Genomic DNA, 17,249 nt, shown 5'->3' with positions numbered 1-17,249 from the left:
GACGACTCCTCAGAAGCGCGTCTGCACGCTCAGCTCGAAGGTGCGCGGGTCGCCGACGTAGTACAGCGGCGTGCTCTGCACGAAGCGTGCGTAGACCTCGTCGGTGAGGTTGCGCACGCGCCCGGTGATCCGCGTGCGCTCGTCCAGCCGGTAGCTGAGGAAAGTCCCGTAGACCGTGTAGGACGGCACGTGCCAGGTGTTGGCGTTGTTGGCGTACACCGAGGACACGTAGCGCGCGTCCACCCCACCCTGCCAGGCCGGGTCGAAGTCGTAGGTCAGCCACAGGTTGCCGACCCGCTCCGGCACGTTCGGCGGCGTCTTGCCCTTGCGCGAGACAGCGACGCCGCCGACGTTCTCGGTGAACTCGTCGTACTGCGCGTCGACCCAGGCGAAATTGCCCTCGGCCAGAAGCTTCGGGGTGATCCGCAGGGAGGCGGCGGCCTCGATGCCCCTGGAGGTCTGCTGGCCCACCGGCACGCTGAGGTTGGGGTTGTTCGGGTCGGCCACCGAGAAGTCCCGGCGGACGATGCGGTAGGCGGCCAGGGTGGCGCTGCCGCGACCCTCGAGGAAATCGAACTTGCTGCCCAGCTCCCACTGGTCGCCGGTGGACAGGTCGTAGTCGCGGACCTGGCCGAAGCTGGCGCTGGTCAGCACCCCGCCCGGCGGGTCGGCGGCGGTACTGTATTGCAGGTAGACGTTGGCGTGCGGAGTGAACTGGTAGACCAGCCCGGCGCGCCCGGTGAGCACGTCCCAGCGCCGTTCGAAGTGTGCAGGATCGCTGGCGGTCACCGTCCGATGGTTGCGCACGTCGAGGTCGAGGTGGTCGTAGCGCAGCCCGGTGACCAGCGACAGCTCGTCGGTCAGGCCCAGGCGGTTCTCGGCGAACAACGCGCTGGTGCGCACCTCGTTGCTGCGGTCCTTCCGGTGGCCGGGACGCATGCCCGGCAGGTCGTAGAAGTGGCCCGGCTCGAAACTGGCCGGATCGACCGTACCGAACGGCCCGGAGGCGGTACTCGGGAAGCGCGTCTGCTTGTTGATGCTGTAGTCGAAGCCCAGCGCCCAGTCGCTGGCCAGTCCGAACAGCGGCTGGCTGTGCTGTAGCTCGAAGCGGTTGCCGTTGAGCTGCTGGTCGTGGCGCTGGAGGAATGCGTTGGAGCGCACCACCCCGCTGTTGTCGGCGTTGTAGCGGTAGGTCTCGAGGTTGCGGTAATCGCGCTCGGCGTCGTAGTGGTAGAAGGTGTTGCGCCAGCGCGTGCTGTCGCTGACCCGGTATTCGAGGATCGAGCGCAGCCAGCGCACGCGCTGTTCGTAGCGGCCATCGGCGACGTTGTAGTTCTCGCGGCGACGGCTCTTGTCGATCTTCAGCTCGCCGGCGTAGGGATTGAGCACCGGCGTGCCCCAGTAGGGGCTGTCTTCCTGCTCGTCCTGGTACTCCAGGGCCAGGGTGTGGGAAAGGTCCGGGGTCAGGTCGCTGAGCAGGGAGAAAGCGACGTTCCACGATTCGCGCGAATTGCGGTCGACGTAGCCGTTGCCGCCGCTGCGGCTGACGTCCAGGCGCACGAAGTGCTTCGGCTCGGGGCCGATGCCCAGGGCCTGGTTGAAGCCGAAGGCGACTTCCGAATCGTCGTAGCTGCCGTAGCGCACCCGGCCTTCCATGAAATCGCCGTAGCGGTCGGCGAGCTTGCTGATGTAGTCCAGCGAGCCGCCGACGGCACCGGCGCCGTTGAGGAAGGAGGACGGACCGCCGACCAGCTCGACGCGGTCGACGATCCAGTCGTCCAGCGGACGCATGGCGCTGCTGTATTGCACCGGAATGCCGTTGAACAACTGGTTGACCTGGTTCGAGCTGAAGCCGCGGTAGGTGACGAAGCCGCCGAAGCCGGGCGGCGCCGAGGCGTTCACGCCGGGCAGGCTGTTGGCGATGTCCTGGGTGCTGCGCAGGCCGCGCCGCTCGAAGCTGGCACGGTTGGCCACGCTTACCGAGCCGGGAGTCTCGCGCAGGCTCAGGCCCAGGCGCGAGCCGCCGCCGGCGCTGTCGTCGAGATCGAGGGCCGGCGGGGTTTCCCCGGCGGCGCCGGCGCTGACGGTGAGGGCGGGCAGTTCGGTGGGTTCCTCATCGGCCCAGAGCAAGGCCGGAACGCCGGCCAGGGTGAGGTTGAGACCCAGCGCGAGGACGCGGCGGGCCGTGGAGTGCTTTTTCATCGAGCGATCCTGAAGCAAGGCATGGTGGGCACGCCCGCCTCGCCCGGATGGACAGCGGCGAGCGCTGCGCGGACGAGGCAGGACGGGCGACGGATGCAAATGCCCGGCGCGGCGGGCGTTCAGGATCAGGCGGGGGAAGCGCGCGGGTTGGCCGGCGGCCAGACGTACCGGGGCGGCACCGGCTCGCGCGTGGCGGGCGGGCGGAAACGTGCCTGGCGTCGCCGTTGCAAGCGCCAGGACCAGATCACCCCGAGCGCGACGAACAGCACCAGGGCGCTGCACATCGGGCAGCTCATCGGCAACTGGGGATTGACCGGTGCCGGATCGCCGGCGGACCCGTCGTCGGGATCCAGGGATAGCCATTGGCTGGCACCGGCGACGCAGAACAGCCCGACGCTGGCCTTCTGCCCCTTGTCGCTGCCCACTCCCAGCGCCTGCAGGTGCAGGACGCCGCAAGCCAGCGCGTTGACCGGCACGCAGGCACAGAGGGCGAAGCTCAGCCACTGCAGCAGCGGCGAGCGGGAGATGGGAGCGATTCTCATGACCGCGCACTCTAGCATCCTGACCCGCAAATTCCCCGCGCTTCTGCGCTGCGGTGCATCGCCGCAGCCCGAGGACGCGACGCACGGCGACGAGCGGCGTATCAGGGGTGACTTGGGAGTTTCATGTGGCGCCGCTATAATCGCCCGCTCAGGCGGCCCTTCGGGTCGCTCCCGCCTTCCGTTCGAGGGGCGCTGCAGCAGGCCTAGGCCTGTCAGGCTCGAACGGAGCGCGCTCTCAGGCCGGTCTCGCCGGTCTGTCAACGCACCAACGGCGCCCATTCGCAGACAACGAATGGAGAGTTACGCATGAGCGCTGTCATGACGCCCGCCGGTTTCACCGACTACAAGGTCGCCGACATCACCCTGGCCGCCTGGGGCCGCCGCGAGCTGATCATCGCCGAATCGGAAATGCCCGCACTGATGGGCCTGCGCCGCAAGTATGCCGGCCAGCAGCCGCTGAAAGGCGCAAAGATCCTCGGTTGCATCCACATGACCATCCAGACCGGCGTGCTGATCGAGACCCTGGTCGCGCTGGGCGCCGAAGTCCGCTGGTCGAGCTGCAACATCTTCTCCACCCAGGACCAGGCCGCCGCCGCCATCGCCGCAGCCGGCATCCCGGTGTTCGCCTGGAAGGGCGAGACCGAGGAAGAGTACGAATGGTGCATCGAGCAGACCATCCTCAAGGACGGCCAGCCGTGGGACGCCAACATGGTGCTGGACGACGGCGGTGACCTGACCGAGATCCTGCACAAGAAATACCCGCAGATGCTCGAGCGCATCCACGGCATCACCGAAGAGACCACCACCGGGGTCCACCGCCTGCTCGACATGCTCAAGAACGGCACCCTGAAAGTCCCGGCGATCAACGTCAACGACTCGGTGACCAAGAGCAAGAACGACAACAAGTACGGCTGCCGCCATAGCCTCAACGACGCCATCAAGCGCGGCACCGACCACCTGCTGTCGGGCAAGCAGGCCCTGGTGATCGGCTACGGCGACGTGGGCAAGGGCTCCTCGCAGTCGCTGCGCCAGGAAGGCATGATCGTCAAGGTCGCGGAAGTCGACCCGATCTGCGCCATGCAGGCCTGCATGGACGGCTTCGAAGTCGTCTCGCCGTACAAGAACGGCATCAACGACGGCACCGAGGCCAGCATCGACGCCGCGCTGCTGGGCAAGATCGACCTGATCGTCACCACCACCGGCAACGTCAACGTCTGCGACGCCAACATGCTCAAGGCGCTGAAGAAGCGCGCGGTGGTCTGCAACATCGGCCACTTCGACAACGAGATCGACACCGCCTTCATGCGCAAGAACTGGGCCTGGGAAGAGGTCAAGCCGCAGGTGCACAAGATCCACCGCACCGGCAAGGACGGTTTCGACGCGCACAACGACGACTACCTGATCCTTCTCGCCGAAGGCCGCCTGGTCAACCTGGGCAACGCCACCGGCCATCCGAGCCGGATCATGGACGGTTCCTTCGCCAACCAGGTGCTGGCGCAGATCCACCTGTTCGAGCAGAAGTACGCCGACCTGCCGGCCGCCGAGAAGGCCAAGCGCCTGAGCGTCGAAGTGCTGCCGAAGAAGCTCGACGAGGAAGTGGCCCTGGAGATGGTCAAGGGCTTCGGCGGCGTGGTCACCCAGCTGACCCCGAAACAGGCCGAGTACATCGGCGTGAGCGTGGAAGGCCCGTTCAAGCCGGACACCTATCGCTACTAAGCGGACCACGGGGCAGGCGCCATGCGCCTGCCCCGTTCGCATGAGCGCTCCCACGATGTCCACGCACCTCGCCGATCGCTACAACCAGGCCTGGCTGTTCGCCGCCCGCGCCCACCGCAACCAGACCCTCAGCGGCTCGCCGCTGCCTTATCTGGTGCACCTGGGCATGGTCGCCAACGAGCTGCTGGCCGCCGATCGCGACGGTGCCATCGAACGGCTCGGGGAAACCCTGCAGATCGCGGTTCTGCACGACACCCTGGAAGACACGGCGACCTCACCCGAGGAGCTGCGGCAACAGTTCGGCGAGTTCGTCTGTGCCGGCGTGCAGGCCCTGAGCAAGCGCGTCGGCGACGGCCCCAAGCGTTCCCTCGACGACTATCTCCAGGCGCTTGCCGAGGGCCCGGCGCAGTACGCCCTGGTCAAGCTGTGCGACCGCATCACCAACCTGCAGCCACCGCCGCAGACCTGGAACCAGGACAAGATCGCGAACTACCACCAGGAGTCGCAGCTGATCCTCGCTCGCCTCGGCCATGCCCACGCCGCGACGGCCCGACGCCTGCGGGAAAAAATCGAGCACTACCGCCAGTACTACTGAAGTACCCGGCGCTAGTCGGAATCAACAAGAAGAGGCGCGGCCGTGGTCGCGTCCAAGGAACCGATCATGAGTCAGAGCGAACGCCGTTTCAGCTTCGAGTTCTTCCCGGCGAAGACCGAGGCCGGCCATGAAAAGCTGTTGGCCACCGCCCGCAACCTGGCGGGCTACAAGCCCGACTTCTTCTCCTGCACCTACGGCGCCGGCGGATCCACCCGCGACCGCACGTTGAGTACCGTGCTGCAACTGGACGGCGAGGTGAAGGTGCCGACCGCGCCCCACCTGTCCTGTGTCGGCGACTCGAAAGCCGAGTTGCGCGAACTGCTCGGCCGCTACCGCGAGGCCGGCATCCGCCGCATCGTCGCCCTGCGCGGCGACCTGCCGTCGGGCATGGGCATGGCCAGCGGCGAACTGCGCTACGCCAACGAACTGGTGGACTTCATCCGCACCGAGACCGGCGACCACTTCCACATCGAGGTCGCCGCCTATCCGGAAGTCCACCCCCAGGCGCGCAGCTTCGAGGATGACCTGGCGAACTTCGTGCGCAAGGTGAAGGCCGGCGCCAGCAGCGCCATCACCCAGTACTTCTTCAACGCCGATGCCTATTTCTACTTCGTCGAGCGGGTCGCCAAGCTCGGCGTGGACATCCCGGTGGTCCCCGGCATCATGCCGATCACCAACTACTCCAAGCTGGCGCGCTTCTCCGACGCCTGCGGCGCCGAACTGCCGCGCTGGATCCGCAAGCAACTGGAAGCCTACGGCGACGACAGCCGCAGCATCCAGGCCTTCGGCGAGCAGGTCATCAGCGAGATGTGCGAACGCCTGCTGGAGGGCGGCGCACCGGGACTGCATTTCTATACTTTGAACCAGGCCGATCCGAGCCTGGCGATCTGGAAGAATCTCCAGCTGCCACGCTGATACCGCCCACGCGGTTCGGCCCGGCAGCGTATACCGGCAGGGAAGCCTCTCACGCGATCCACGACAGACATGGCCAACTCACGCAAGCATCTGATCTATCTGGTCTACGGGCGACAGACCTACCACCAGGAAGCCCTGTTCAGCATCGCCAGCGCCTTCGCCCACCTCCGCGACGGGGCGGCGCATGGCCTGACGGTCAGGGTCTATACCGACGACCCCAGTCCCTACGCCGGCCTGCCGGTGCAGGTCCGCGAAGTGACGGCCGAGGAGTTGGTCGCCTGGTGCCAACCGCACGGCTATCACTTCCGCGCCAAGCACGTGGCCCTGCGCGACGCCTTGGAAGACGCCGACCAGGCATTGCTGATCGACACCGATACCTTCTTCCACAGTTCGCCCCTGCGCCTGTTCGACCGCATCCAGCCCGGCAGCCTGCTGTGCAACGCGATCGGCGCGCGCTATGGCGAACACCGTAACTTCCCGCTCTACCGCGACCTCTCGCCCTACCTGTTCGAGCGCGGCTGGGCCGACGACGAGATGCACCAGCTCAACTCCGGCGTCATCGGCCTGCCTCGGGAAGAGGCGAAAATACTCGACCGTTCGTTGGAATTAATGGATGAACTCTATCCAATTGCCAACGGTGCCTATACTCTTGAGGAATTCGTCCTGGCCGTCGCCGCCCACAAGCGGCTGGAGCTGGTGGGTTGTACCGACCTGATCCACCATTACTGGAGCCGGAAACAGCTGTTCCGCGCGAAGATCCAGGCCTGGTTGTGCAAGCACGGTTCCTCCCTTCTCAGCGCTGCAGCCCTCGACGACACCCTCAAGGTGACCGATCGACTGCCACGCCCACCGCGTGCCAAGCGTCTGCTGTACAAGCTGGGAACCCTGCCGTTGCCGGCTCCGATGCGCCAGTTCAGTATCGAACTGCTCTACGGTTGCCACGAATACAGTAACGAGTTCGACCGGGCCTGCGGCCCCGTCTGGTGGGAGAAAGCCGCGACCAATGCCATCGAACGCTATCCGCAGGAACCGATTGCGGAACAAATCGAGGATTGGCTGAATCACAGCTTGCTGCGCAACCTCCTTGGCTCCCGGGCCAACGAGATCCGCCAGCATTTGCGCCAGCGTGACCTGCTCTGACCGCAGCCCTCCGTTGACGCTGCCCCCGGCCCCCCCACCCAGGGCCGGGAGCGAACCGGCCAGCGCCCCCGACCAGGTGCGCGGCCATGCCCGCGAGGGCACCCGTTCGACACCGGCCACCGAGCGCATACGCAGCGCCGCGGCCAGACCTTCCGCCCTGGCCGACAGGGCCCGAAGGTAGACAGGAGTTCGCAGAACTTGGTGATTTCACAGCAGCCGGCCTCGCCCCGGCCCATATAGGAAAACCCGCATGTCCTTTTCTTCCCTCGGACTCTCCGAGGCGCTTGCCCGCGCTGTGGAGGCTGCGGGCTACAGCCAGCCCACTCCCGTGCAACAGCGGGCGATTCCCGCCGTGTTGCAAGGTCGCGACCTGATGGTTGCGGCACAGACCGGCACCGGCAAGACCGGTGGTTTCGCCCTGCCGGTACTGGAGCGCCTGTTCCCCGCCGGTCATCCCGACCGCGAACACCGCCACGGCCCGCGCCAGGCGCGCGTGCTGGTACTGACCCCGACCCGTGAGCTGGCCGCCCAGGTGCATGACAGCTTCAAGGTCTACGCCCGCGACCTGCCGCTGAACAGCACCTGCATCTTCGGCGGGGTTGGCATGAACCCGCAGATCCAGGCCCTGGCCAAGGGCGTCGACGTACTCGTCGCCTGCCCCGGCCGCCTGCTCGACCTGGCCGGGCAGAACAAGGTCGACCTGTCCCACGTGGAAATCCTCGTCCTCGACGAAGCCGACCGCATGCTCGACATGGGCTTCATCCACGATGTGAAGAAGGTTCTCGCCAAGCTGCCGCCCAAGCGCCAGAACCTGCTGTTCTCGGCAACCTTCTCGAAAGACATCGTCGACCTCGCCAACAAGCTCCTGCACAACCCGGAACGCATCGAGGTAACGCCGCCGAACACCACGGTCGAGCGCATCGAGCAACGCGTGTTCCGCCTGCCGGCGCCGCAGAAGCGCGCCCTGCTGGCGCACCTGGTGACCGTCGGCGCCTGGGAACAGGTGCTGGTCTTCACCCGTACCAAGCACGGCGCCAACCGTCTCGCCGAGTACCTGACCAAGCACGGCCTGCCGGCCGCCGCGATCCATGGCAACAAGAGCCAGAACGCGCGGACCAAGGCGCTGGCCGACTTCAAGGCCAACGACGTGCGCATCCTGGTGGCGACCGACATCGCCGCCCGCGGCCTGGATATCGACCAGTTGCCCCATGTGGTCAACTACGAGCTGCCCAACGTCGAGGAAGACTACGTCCACCGCATCGGCCGTACCGGCCGAGCCGGACGCAGCGGCGAGGCGATCTCGCTGGTGGCGCCGGACGAAGAGAAGCTGCTCAAGGCCATCGAGAAGATGACCAGACAGCGTATTCCCGATGGCGATGCCCAGGGTTTCGACCCCGAGGCCGTGCTGCCCGAGGTGGCCCAGCCGGAGCCCCGCGAAGCGCCGCAGAAGCAGCCGCGCCGCGACAAGGAACGGCGCAGCAGCCGCGAGCGCAAGCCGAAAGACGCCCAGGCGAGCAACCCCGACAGCAATGTCGCTGCCGCCCAGGACGGTACCGAGAAGCCGGCTGGAAAGCGCCGCCGTCGCGGAGGCAAGAACAAGGAAAACCGCGAGGCCGGCCAAGCGCAGCAGCCGCGGCAGAGCCGCGAAGCGCGTCCGGCCAAGCCCAATCGGCCGCCGGAAGTCGACGGTAATCGCGATCCGGAAGAGTTCCTCGACGACGACTTCGACAATTTCGGCAACCGCGCCGACTACGTCAGCCCCTACCAGGGCCAGGAAAACAAGGGACGCGGACGCCGCGGTGGCCAGCAGAAACCCCAGGGCGGCACCGGCCAGCAGGGTCGTGGCCAAGGCCAGGGCCAAGCTCGCGGCAAGAGCCAGGGCGCCGCTCAAGGCGGCGCTCGCGGTCAGGGTGCCGGCCAGGGCAAGGCGAAGAAACCGCGCGCCGGCAAGCCGCGCGGCCAGGGTCGCGAGAATGCCTCGCGGATGAGCGACGCGCCGCTGCGCGAGCCGTCCGAGTATGGCACCGGCAAGCAGCCGAGCCGCCAGCCGGTGGTGATCAACAAGCGCGACCTGGTGCGCATGGATCGCTTCCCCACCGCCGAGCAGCTCGACGAGCTGGAACCGCGGCGCAAGGGCGAGCGCCCCGCACTGCTGACCCGCAACCGCTAAGGCCGAGCGGGTCCGTGACGCGGACCCGCCGACTTCCGCGAGGATAAAAAAACGCCGACCCTAGGGTCGGCGTTCTTGCATGGCGCGGAAGGCGATCAAGCCTGGGGATCTTCCTTCTTCGCGGTCTGCTGCTGGGTCACGGTCTGCTGGTTCCAGCCGCCGCCGAGGGCCTTGTACAGGTTGACCTCGCTGGTCAGCTGATTGAGGCGGTCGGTGATCAGTTGCTGCTGCGCGGTGAACAGCGAGCGTTGCGCGTCGAGCAGGGTCAGGTAGTTGTCCACCCCCGTGCGGTAGCGCTTGTCGGCGAGCTGGTAGTACTCGTCGCTGGCCTTGACCAGATCACGCTGCGCCTGCAACTGCTCGGTGAAGGTACCGCGCGCGGCCAGGCCGTCGGCGACTTCCTGGAACGCCGTCTGGATCGCCTTCTCGTACTGCGCGACGTTGATGTCCTTCTGGATCTTCGCGTAGTCCAGGCTGGCACGCAGGCTGCCGGCGGTGAAGATCGGCAGGTTGATCGACGGCTGGAACAACCAGGAACCCGAACCGGCGTCGAACAGGCCGGACAGTTGGCGGCTCATGGTGCCGGCGTTGGCGGTCAGGCTGATGCTCGGGAAGAACGCCGCGCGCGCGGCGCCGATGCTGGCGTTGGCAGCCATGAGCTGGTGCTCGGCCTCGAGGATGTCCGGGCGCCGTTGCAGCAGGTCCGACGGCAGACCCGCCGGCACTTCGGTCAGCAGGGTCTGGTCCAGGCCCAGGCCTTGCGGCAGGTTCGCCGGGATCCCGGAGCCCAGCAGCAGGACCAGCGCATTCTGGTCCTGGGCTACCAGGCGGGTGTACTGCGCCAGGGTCGCGCGGGCGCCTTCCACGGCGGTCTGCGCCTGGCGCAGGTCGAGCGCGGAGGCGACGCCGACGTCGTAGCTGCGCTGGGTCAGGTCGAAACTCTTCTGGTAGGTGCCCAGGGTGTCCTTGGTCAGCTGCAACTGCGCCTGGTCGGCCTTCAGCGTCAGGTAGGCGGTCGCCACGCTGGCCACCAGGGTGGTCTGCGCGCTGCGCTGCGCCTGTTCGGTCGCCAGGTACTGCTCCAGGGCCTGGTCGCGCAGGCTGCGCAGGCGGCCGAAGAGATCGAGTTCCCAGGCGGTAGTGCCCAGGGTCACCCCGTACTGGCTGGAAATCGCCGGACTGCCGGTGGTCGACAGGTCGCCCGGCAAACGCTGGCGGGTGCCGCTACCGTCCACGCCGATCCGCGGGAACAGGTCGGCCCGCTGGATGCGGTACTGCGCCCGGAAGGCCTCGACGTTCAGCGCGGCGACCCGCAGGTCGCGGTTGTTTTCCAGCGCCACGCCGATCAGTTGCTGCAACTGCGGGTCGCGGAAGAACTCGCGCCAGCCGATGTCGGCGGCCGGAACGGCCGCCGCGCCGGTGTTCTGCCCGTAGGCCTGCCCTTGCGGGTAGGCCGCGGCTACCGGCGCCTCGGGGCGCTGGTAGTCGGGGATCAGCGAGCAGCCGGACAGAACGACAGCGGCTACCGCCAGGGAAAGGAAGGACCGTTTCATATCATTGCCCCTTTTCGACGGACGCTTGCTGCTTGGACGCCTCGTCCTTGAACAGCGTGCTGACCGCCACGTAGAACAGCGGTACCCAGAAGATCGCCAGGACGGTCGCAGTGACCATGCCGCCGATCACGCCGGTACCGATCGCATGCTGGCTGCCCGAGCCGGCGCCGGTGGAGATCGCCAGCGGGACCACGCCGAGGATGAACGCCAGGGAGGTCATCACGATCGGCCGCAGACGCATGCGGCAGGCTTCGATGGCCGCCTCGACGATGCCCTTGCCCTGCTCGTGCAGCTCCTTGGCGAACTCCACGATGAGAATGGCGTTCTTCGCCGACAGGCCGATGGTCGTCAACAGGCCCACCTGGAAGAACACGTCGTTGGACAGGCCGCGCATGGACGTCGCCAGCAGCGCGCCGATCACGCCCAACGGCACCACCAGCATCACCGAGAACGGAATCGACCAGCTTTCGTACAGGGCCGCCAGGCAGAGGAACACCACCAGCAGCGACAGCGCATACAGCGCCGGCGCCTGCGAGCCGGACAAGCGCTCCTCGTAGGACAGGCCGGTCCAGGAGTAGCCAACGCCTTTCGGCAATTGCTTGACGATCTCCTCGACCGCCGCCATGGCGTCACCGGAACTCAGGCCGGGCGCCGGCTCGCCGAGGATCTCCATCGCCGGCACGCCATTGTAGCGCTCCAGCTTCGGCGAACCGTATTCCCACTTGCCGGTGGCGAAGGCGTTGAACGGCACCATCTCGCCCTTGTCGTTGCGCACGTACCACTTGCTCAGGTCGTCCGGGTTCATCCGCGCGTCCGGCCTGCCCTGCAGGTAGACCCGCTTGACCCGGCCACGGTCGATGAAGTCGTTGACGTAGCTGGAACCCCAGGCGATGGACACGGTGCTGTTGATGTCGGCAAGGGACACGCCGAGGGCGCTGGCCTTCTCGTCGTCGATCTCCAGCTTGTACTGCGGTTCGTCGCTCATGCCGTTGGGGCGCACGCGTTGCAGCGCCGGGTTCTGCGCGGCGAGCATGAGGAACTTGTTGCGCGCCTGGAGCAGGACTTCGTGGCCGACACCCGCCTGGTCCTGGAGGAACAGGTCGAAGCCGGTGGCGTTACCCAGTTCCAGTACCGACGGCGGCGCGAAGGCGAACACCATCGCGTCCTTGAAGCTGAAGAAGTGCATCTGCGCGCGCTTGGCCAGTTCGAACACGCTGTTCTCGCCACCGGGACGCTCTTCCCAGGGCTTGAGCATGATGAACGCCATGCCCGAACTCTGGCCGCGGCCGGCGAAGTTGAAGCCGGTCACGGTGAACACCGAGCTGACCGAAGAGCTTTCCTTCTCCAGCAGGTATTCGCGCATCGAGTCCACCACCACCTGGGTACGCTCGGCACTGGAGCCCGGCGGGGTCTGTACCTGGGCGAACAGTACGCCCTGGTCCTCGTCGGGGAGGAACGCGGTGGGAATGCGGGTGAACATCCAGATCATCCCGGCCACGATCACCACGTAGATCAGCAGGTACGGCGCGCGATGCTTGAGGATCGACGCCACGCCCCGCTCGTAGCCGTGGGTGGTGGAAAGGAACATCCGGTTGAACCAGCCGAAGAAGCCGCCCTTGTGCTCGCCATGGTCGCCTTTCTCGATCGGCTTGAGCATGGTCGCGCAGAGCGCCGGGGTGAGGATCAGCGCCACGATCACCGAGAGGGCCATGGCCGACACGATGGTGATGGAGAACTGCCGGTAGATCACCCCGGTGGAGCCGCCGAAGAACGCCATCGGCAGGAATACCGCCGAGAGCACCATGGCGATACCGACCAGCGCGCCCTGGATCTGGCCCATGGACTTGCGCGCCGCCTCCCTTGGCGACAGGCCTTCCTCGGCCATCACCCGCTCGACGTTCTCCACCACCACGATGGCGTCGTCCACCAGCAAGCCGATGGCCAGCACCATGCCGAACATGGTCAGGGTGTTGATCGAGAAGCCGAACGCGGCGAGCACGCCGAAGGTCCCCAGCAGCACCACCGGTACGGCGATGGTCGGGATCAGCGTGGCGCGGAAGTTCTGCAGGAACAGGTACATCACCAGGAACACGAGGAGGATCGCCTCGCCGAGGGTCTTCACTACCTCATGGATCGAGGCCGAGACCACCGGGGTGGTGTCGTACGGGTAGACCACCTTCATGCCCTGCGGCATGAACGGTTCCAGGTTGGCGATGGTCTGGCGGATCGCCTTGGCGGTATCCAGCGCGTTGGCGCCGGTGGCCAGCTTGATCGCGATACCGGACGCCGGGCTGCCGTTGAACTGCGCGTTGATGCTGTAGTCCTGGCCGCCCAGGCCTACATCGGCGACGTCCTTCAGGCGCACCTGGGAACCGTCGGGATTGACCTTGAGCAGGATGTTCTCGAATTGCTCCGCGGTCTGCAGGCGGGTCTTGCCGATGATGGTGGCGTTGAGCTGCTGGCCCTTGACCGCCGGCAAGCCGCCGAGCTGGCCGGAGGAAATCTGCACGTTCTGCGCCTGGATCGCGCTGCTCACGTCGCCGGGGGTCAGCTGGTAGCTGTTCAGCTTGGCCGGGTCGAGCCAGATGCGCATCGAGTACTGCGAGCCGAACACCTGGAAGTCACCGACGCCCTTGGTCCGCGAGAGCGGGTCCTGGATGTTGGAAACGATGTAGTTCGACAGGTCTTCCTTGGTCATGCTGCCGTCGGTGGAAACCACACCGACCACCATGAGGAAGTTCTTCACCGCCTTGGTCACCCGGATCCCCTGGCGCTGCACTTCCTGCGGCAGTAGCGGGGTGGCCAGTTGCAGCTTGTTCTGCACCTGGACCTGGGCGATGTCGGGGTCGGTGCCCTGTTCGAAGGTCACGGTGATGGTCATGCTGCCGTCGGAGTTACTCTCCGAGGAGATGTAGCGCAGATTGTCGATCCCGTTCATCTGCTGCTCGATCACCTGGACCACGGTGTCCTGCACCGTCTCGGCCGAGGCGCCCGGGTAGCTCACCTGCACGGCGATGGCCGGCGGGGCGATGGCCGGGTACTGGTTGACCGGCAGACTGAGGATCGACAGGCCGCCCGCGAGCATGATCACCAAGGCGATCACCCACGCGAAAATGGGCCTATCAATGAAAAACTTCGACATTACGAATCCCCTTGATCAGCCCTTGCTGTCGGTTTTCGCCGGAGCGGCGTCGGCCTTCTGCGCGGACGCGACATTCTTCGCCGGCACGGTCTTCACCTCGACACCCGGCTGCACGAACTGCAGGCCTTCGGTAATGATCTTGTCGCCGGCGTTCAGGCCTTCGGTAACCAGCCATTTGTCGCCGATCACCCGGTCGGCCTTGATCACCCGCAGCTCGACCTTGTTCTGCGCGTTCACCACCAGCGCGGTAGCCTGGCCCTTGAGGTCGCGGGTCACGCCTTGCTGCGGAGCGAGGATGGCCTTCTGCTTGACGCCTTCCTGCAACTGCGCGTGAACGAACATGCCGGGCAGCAGCTCGTTGTTCGGGTTGGGGAACACGGCGCGGATGGTGACCGAGCCGGTGCCTTCGTCGACGGAAACCTCGGAGAATTCGAGGCGACCTTCCAGCGGGTATTGGCTACCGTCCTCCAGCTTCAGGGAGACCTTCGCCGCGTTGTCGCCGGCGCGCTCCAACTGGCCGCTGGCCAGTTCGCGGCGCAGGCGCAGCAGGGCGGTGGACGGCTGGGTGACGTCGACGTAGATCGGGTCGAGCTGTTGCACGGTGGCCATCGCGTTGGCCTGGCCGTTGGTCACCAGGGCGCCTTCGGTCACCGCGGAACGGCCGATGCGGCCGGAGATCGGCGACAGCACCTTGGTGTAGCGCAGGTTGATCCGCGCCTGCTCCACCGCCGCCTTGGACTGCAGGTAGGCGGCATTGGCGTCGGCGTACTGCTGCTTGCTCACGGCCTGGTCGGCGACCAGCAGCTTGTAGCGCTGGGCCTGTTCCTGGGTCGAAGCCAGGTTGGCCTGGGCGCTCTGGTAGTCGGCCTCGTAGGTGGCGGGGTCGATCTGGTAGAGCTGCTGCCCGGCCTTGACGTCGCTGCCTTCCTTGAACAGGCGCTTGAGGATGATGCCGTTCACCTGGGGACGCACCTCGGCGATGCGGAACGCATTGGTCCGGCCCGGCAGCTCGGTATTCAGGGTCACCGTCTGCGCTTCCAGGGTCACGATCCCGACCTCCGGCGTTTGCGCCGGCGGCGGCGCCTCGCTTTTTCCGCACCCGGAAAGGGCCGAAATCGCGACCAGCAGGGCCGGAACCAGTACACGCATGGCTGGCGTTCGTTGCATAGCGTTGTCCTCATGAGCGAAAGCGGCCGATGCAGCGTGAAGGCGCTGCACCGGCTCGAAGAAGGCAGGCAAAATACTTACATTCATAGGTGTTTGTAAACGTCCGAAAGCCTCGCGTGAAAACACCTGAAACGTTTTAGCTCGATGGCCGGTTATCCACCCGGCGCCATGGCCCATATTCAGAACCTGAAACAAGGTTGATAAGGTCAACTAAAATAAGCAAAATAGTTGACTGGATCAACCACATTTACATTAGGTTTACTCGGCCAAACCAATGAACTACCCCGTGAATCCCGACCTGATGCCCGCGCTGATGGCGGTCTTCCAGCATGTGCGGACGCGCATCCAGAGCGAGCTCGATTGCCAGCGACTCGACCTGACCCCGCCCGACGTCCATGTATTGAAGCTTATCGACGAACAACGCGGGCTGAACCTGCAGGACCTGGGACGCCAGATGTGCCGCGACAAGGCACTGATCACCCGGAAGATCCGCGAGCTGGAGGGAAGAAACCTGGTCCGCCGCGAGCGCAACCCCAGCGACCAGCGCAGCTTCCAGCTCTTCCTCACCGACGAGGGGCTGGCCATCCACCAGCATGCGGAGGCCATCATGTCACGCGTGCATGACGAGTTGTTTGCCCCGCTCACCCCGGTGGAACAGGCCACCCTGGTGCATCTCCTCGACCAGTGCCTGGCCGCGCAACCGCTTGAGGATATTTAAGAACATTCTTTTCGAAGCACAATGAAAAACGCCGGCGATCGCCGGCGTTTTTCGTTTCAGGTATCCGCTTACTGGCGAATGCCTTCGACGGAGAGCAGCAGCTCGACTTCCTGGGATGCCGGGCCGAGGTCCATCTTGATGCCGAAGTCTTTCAGCTTCAGGGTGGCGCTGCCTTCGAAGCCGGCACGGTAGCCGCCCCACGGGTCGTCGCCCTGGCCGATCAGCTTGGCCTTGATGGTGACCGGCTTGGTCACGCCGTTCAGGGTCAGGTTGCCGGTGATGTCGGCGCTGTCGCCGTTGGCCTTCACTTCGGTGGATTCGAAGGTAGCGGTCGGGTTCTTGCTGACGTTGAGGAAATCACCGCTGCGCAGGTGCTTGTCACGCTCGGCATGGTTGGTGTCCACGCTGTTGGTGTTGATGGTCACCTTGACCTTGTCGGCCGACGGGTTCTTCTCGTCGAAGGTGAAGCTGCCGTCGAAGTCGTTGAAGCGGCCGTACAGCCAGCTATAGCCCAGGTGCTTGATGCGGAACTCGATGAAGGCGTGCTGGCCTTCCTTGTCGATCTTGTAGTCCGCGGCCATTGCCTGGCCGGCGGTGAACAGTGCGGAGCCGAGCGCCAGCGCGGCAAGGGTCTTCTTCAGCATGGACATTCTCCTTAACGTGGTTGTTGATCATTCGACGAGCGACCGAGCATGCGCTTTAGGGTCGGGTCGCGGTCGACGAAGTGATGCTTGAGGGCGGCCAGGGCATGGAGGACGGCGAAGACCACCAGCGCCCAGGCCAGGTAGAGATGGATTTCACCCGCGACGTCTGCCTGGTCGGGCAGCCCGCTGAGGGTTGCCGGCACGGAGAACCAGCCGAACACGCTGATCGGTTCGCCGTCGGCGGTGGAAATCAGGTAGCCCGCGACGATCACCGCCAGCAGCAGCCCGTACAGCGCGAGGTGGCCAAGCTTGCTCGCTACCCGCGTGAGCGGACCGTGGTTGGCCGGCGCCGGCGGCGGCGGGCTGACGAAACGCCAGACGATCCGCACCAGCAGGGCAATGGCCAGCAGGATGCCGATGCTTTTATGCAGCGCCGGCGCGGGGTGGTACCAGGGGTCGTAATAGCTCAGTTCGCGCATCCACAGGCCCAGGCCGAACAGGCCGAAGACCACCAGCGCGCTGCCCCAGTGCAGGAACAGGCTGAATACGCCGTAACGGGATGAGGTATTGCGCCACTGCATGAAAAACTTCCTTGAAAAGCGAAGCCTCAAGACTAGCGGCAAATCCATCGAGTTAAAGCAGAAAATTCTGCTTTGAAACATCGATTCACAAGATAGGTTCGCAGGCTAAGAAAAAACCCTGGATTGCGCTGCGAACCGGGAAGCGCAAGGCGCCGGAGCTTCCG

General features: G+C 65.7%; 13 protein-coding genes and 1 riboswitch. Of the genes, 6 read left to right on the top strand and 7 right to left on the bottom strand.

Annotated elements, in window-relative coordinates; all coding sequences use genetic code 11:
• Positions 1–9 precede the first annotated feature (9 nt).
• Positions 10–2,202: a TonB-dependent receptor gene (locus ACM0M4_RS02395; RefSeq protein WP_003117910.1), complete on the bottom strand. Its 2,193-nt coding sequence runs from the start codon at positions 2,200–2,202 to the stop codon at positions 10–12.
• Positions 2,203–2,327: 125 nt separating this feature from the next.
• Positions 2,328–2,744 carry a DUF2946 family protein gene (locus ACM0M4_RS02390; RefSeq protein ID WP_283903184.1) on the bottom strand — a complete coding sequence of 139 codons (417 nt, stop codon included), beginning with the start codon at positions 2,742–2,744 and terminating at the stop codon, positions 2,328–2,330.
• Positions 2,745–2,922: 178 nt separating this feature from the next.
• Positions 2,923–3,028, top strand: a riboswitch (S-adenosyl-L-homocysteine riboswitch).
• Between the two features lie 22 nt (positions 3,029–3,050).
• On the opposite strand from ACM0M4_RS02390, the gene ahcY reads away from it, so the two are divergent.
• The 5 genes from ahcY to ACM0M4_RS02365 all read left to right on the top strand — a co-directional run bounded on the left by ahcY (position 3,051) and on the right by ACM0M4_RS02365 (position 9,280).
• Positions 3,051–4,460 carry an adenosylhomocysteinase gene (gene ahcY / locus ACM0M4_RS02385; protein ID WP_003099900.1) on the top strand — a complete coding sequence of 470 codons (1,410 nt, stop codon included), beginning with the start codon at positions 3,051–3,053 and terminating at the stop codon, positions 4,458–4,460.
• 40 nt (positions 4,461–4,500) lie between these two features.
• Positions 4,501–5,055 (top strand): HD domain-containing protein, encoded by a 555-nt coding sequence (locus ACM0M4_RS02380; RefSeq protein ID WP_003118822.1) that lies wholly within the window; start codon positions 4,501–4,503, stop codon positions 5,053–5,055.
• A gap of 66 nt (positions 5,056–5,121) precedes the next feature.
• On the top strand, positions 5,122–5,970 hold the full coding sequence (gene metF / locus ACM0M4_RS02375) for a methylenetetrahydrofolate reductase [NAD(P)H] (protein WP_003084639.1): 849 nt from the start codon (positions 5,122–5,124) through the stop codon (positions 5,968–5,970).
• Positions 5,971–6,039: 69 nt separating this feature from the next.
• Positions 6,040–7,110, top strand: coding sequence for a hypothetical protein (locus ACM0M4_RS02370; protein ID WP_003084637.1), 1,071 nt, complete (start codon positions 6,040–6,042; stop codon positions 7,108–7,110).
• Positions 7,111–7,360: 250 nt separating this feature from the next.
• On the top strand, positions 7,361–9,280 hold the full coding sequence (locus ACM0M4_RS02365) for a DEAD/DEAH box helicase (RefSeq protein WP_003099895.1): 1,920 nt from the start codon (positions 7,361–7,363) through the stop codon (positions 9,278–9,280).
• A gap of 95 nt (positions 9,281–9,375) precedes the next feature.
• Here ACM0M4_RS02365 and oprM read toward each other — a convergent pair whose 3' ends face one another.
• The 3 genes from oprM to mexA are packed head-to-tail and all read right to left on the bottom strand — an operon-like array spanning position 9,376 to position 15,142.
• Positions 9,376–10,833, bottom strand: coding sequence for a multidrug efflux RND transporter outer membrane channel subunit OprM (gene oprM / locus ACM0M4_RS02360; RefSeq protein ID WP_003084633.1), 1,458 nt, complete (start codon positions 10,831–10,833; stop codon positions 9,376–9,378).
• A gap of 1 nt (position 10,834) precedes the next feature.
• The gene (gene mexB / locus ACM0M4_RS02355) at positions 10,835–13,975 is read right to left on the bottom strand and encodes a multidrug efflux RND transporter permease subunit MexB (RefSeq protein WP_003107312.1); all 3,141 of its coding nucleotides are present in this window, start codon (positions 13,973–13,975) and stop codon (positions 10,835–10,837) included.
• Positions 13,976–13,990: 15 nt separating this feature from the next.
• Positions 13,991–15,142 carry a multidrug efflux RND transporter periplasmic adaptor subunit MexA gene (gene mexA, locus ACM0M4_RS02350; RefSeq protein WP_003118819.1) on the bottom strand — a complete coding sequence of 384 codons (1,152 nt, stop codon included), beginning with the start codon at positions 15,140–15,142 and terminating at the stop codon, positions 13,991–13,993.
• Between the two features lie 274 nt (positions 15,143–15,416).
• Between mexA and mexR the strand changes: the two genes are divergently transcribed.
• Entirely contained in the window at positions 15,417–15,860 is a 444-nt protein-coding gene (mexR, locus tag ACM0M4_RS02345) for a MarR family transcriptional repressor MexR (RefSeq protein WP_003114897.1), read from the top strand.
• Between the two features lie 68 nt (positions 15,861–15,928).
• Here the strand turns inward: mexR and ACM0M4_RS02340 are convergent, their stop codons facing one another.
• Positions 15,929–16,504: a YceI family protein gene (locus ACM0M4_RS02340; protein WP_003084626.1), complete on the bottom strand. Its 576-nt coding sequence runs from the start codon at positions 16,502–16,504 to the stop codon at positions 15,929–15,931.
• A gap of 11 nt (positions 16,505–16,515) precedes the next feature.
• Positions 16,516–17,085, bottom strand: coding sequence for a cytochrome b (locus tag ACM0M4_RS02335; protein ID WP_003106133.1), 570 nt, complete (start codon positions 17,083–17,085; stop codon positions 16,516–16,518).
• Between the last annotated feature and the right edge of the window lie 164 nt (positions 17,086–17,249).

This window comes from Pseudomonas sp. 18-147, assembly GCF_051048045.1.
In the GTDB taxonomy this organism is placed as follows: domain Bacteria; phylum Pseudomonadota; class Gammaproteobacteria; order Pseudomonadales; family Pseudomonadaceae; genus Pseudomonas; species Pseudomonas aeruginosa.
This window is presented reverse-complemented; position numbering and strand designations above follow the sequence as displayed.

Coding starts and splice junctions, on each gene's coding strand:
- ACM0M4_RS02365 (WP_003099895.1), top strand. CDS start 7,361: ATGTCCTTTTCTTCCCTCGGACTCTCCGAGGCGCTTGCCCGCGCTGTG.
- mexR (WP_003114897.1), top strand. CDS start 15,417: ATGAACTACCCCGTGAATCCCGACCTGATGCCCGCGCTGATGGCGGTC.
- mexB (WP_003107312.1), bottom strand. CDS start 13,975: ATGTCGAAGTTTTTCATTGATAGGCCCATTTTCGCGTGGGTGATCGCC.
- mexA (WP_003118819.1), bottom strand. CDS start 15,142: ATGCAACGAACGCCAGCCATGCGTGTACTGGTTCCGGCCCTGCTGGTC.
- ACM0M4_RS02395 (WP_003117910.1), bottom strand. CDS start 2,202: ATGAAAAAGCACTCCACGGCCCGCCGCGTCCTCGCGCTGGGTCTCAAC.
- ACM0M4_RS02370 (WP_003084637.1), top strand. CDS start 6,040: ATGGCCAACTCACGCAAGCATCTGATCTATCTGGTCTACGGGCGACAG.
- oprM (WP_003084633.1), bottom strand. CDS start 10,833: ATGAAACGGTCCTTCCTTTCCCTGGCGGTAGCCGCTGTCGTTCTGTCC.
- metF (WP_003084639.1), top strand. CDS start 5,122: ATGAGTCAGAGCGAACGCCGTTTCAGCTTCGAGTTCTTCCCGGCGAAG.
- ACM0M4_RS02390 (WP_283903184.1), bottom strand. CDS start 2,744: ATGAGAATCGCTCCCATCTCCCGCTCGCCGCTGCTGCAGTGGCTGAGC.
- ahcY (WP_003099900.1), top strand. CDS start 3,051: ATGAGCGCTGTCATGACGCCCGCCGGTTTCACCGACTACAAGGTCGCC.
- ACM0M4_RS02380 (WP_003118822.1), top strand. CDS start 4,501: ATGAGCGCTCCCACGATGTCCACGCACCTCGCCGATCGCTACAACCAG.
- ACM0M4_RS02335 (WP_003106133.1), bottom strand. CDS start 17,085: ATGCAGTGGCGCAATACCTCATCCCGTTACGGCGTATTCAGCCTGTTC.
- ACM0M4_RS02340 (WP_003084626.1), bottom strand. CDS start 16,504: ATGCTGAAGAAGACCCTTGCCGCGCTGGCGCTCGGCTCCGCACTGTTC.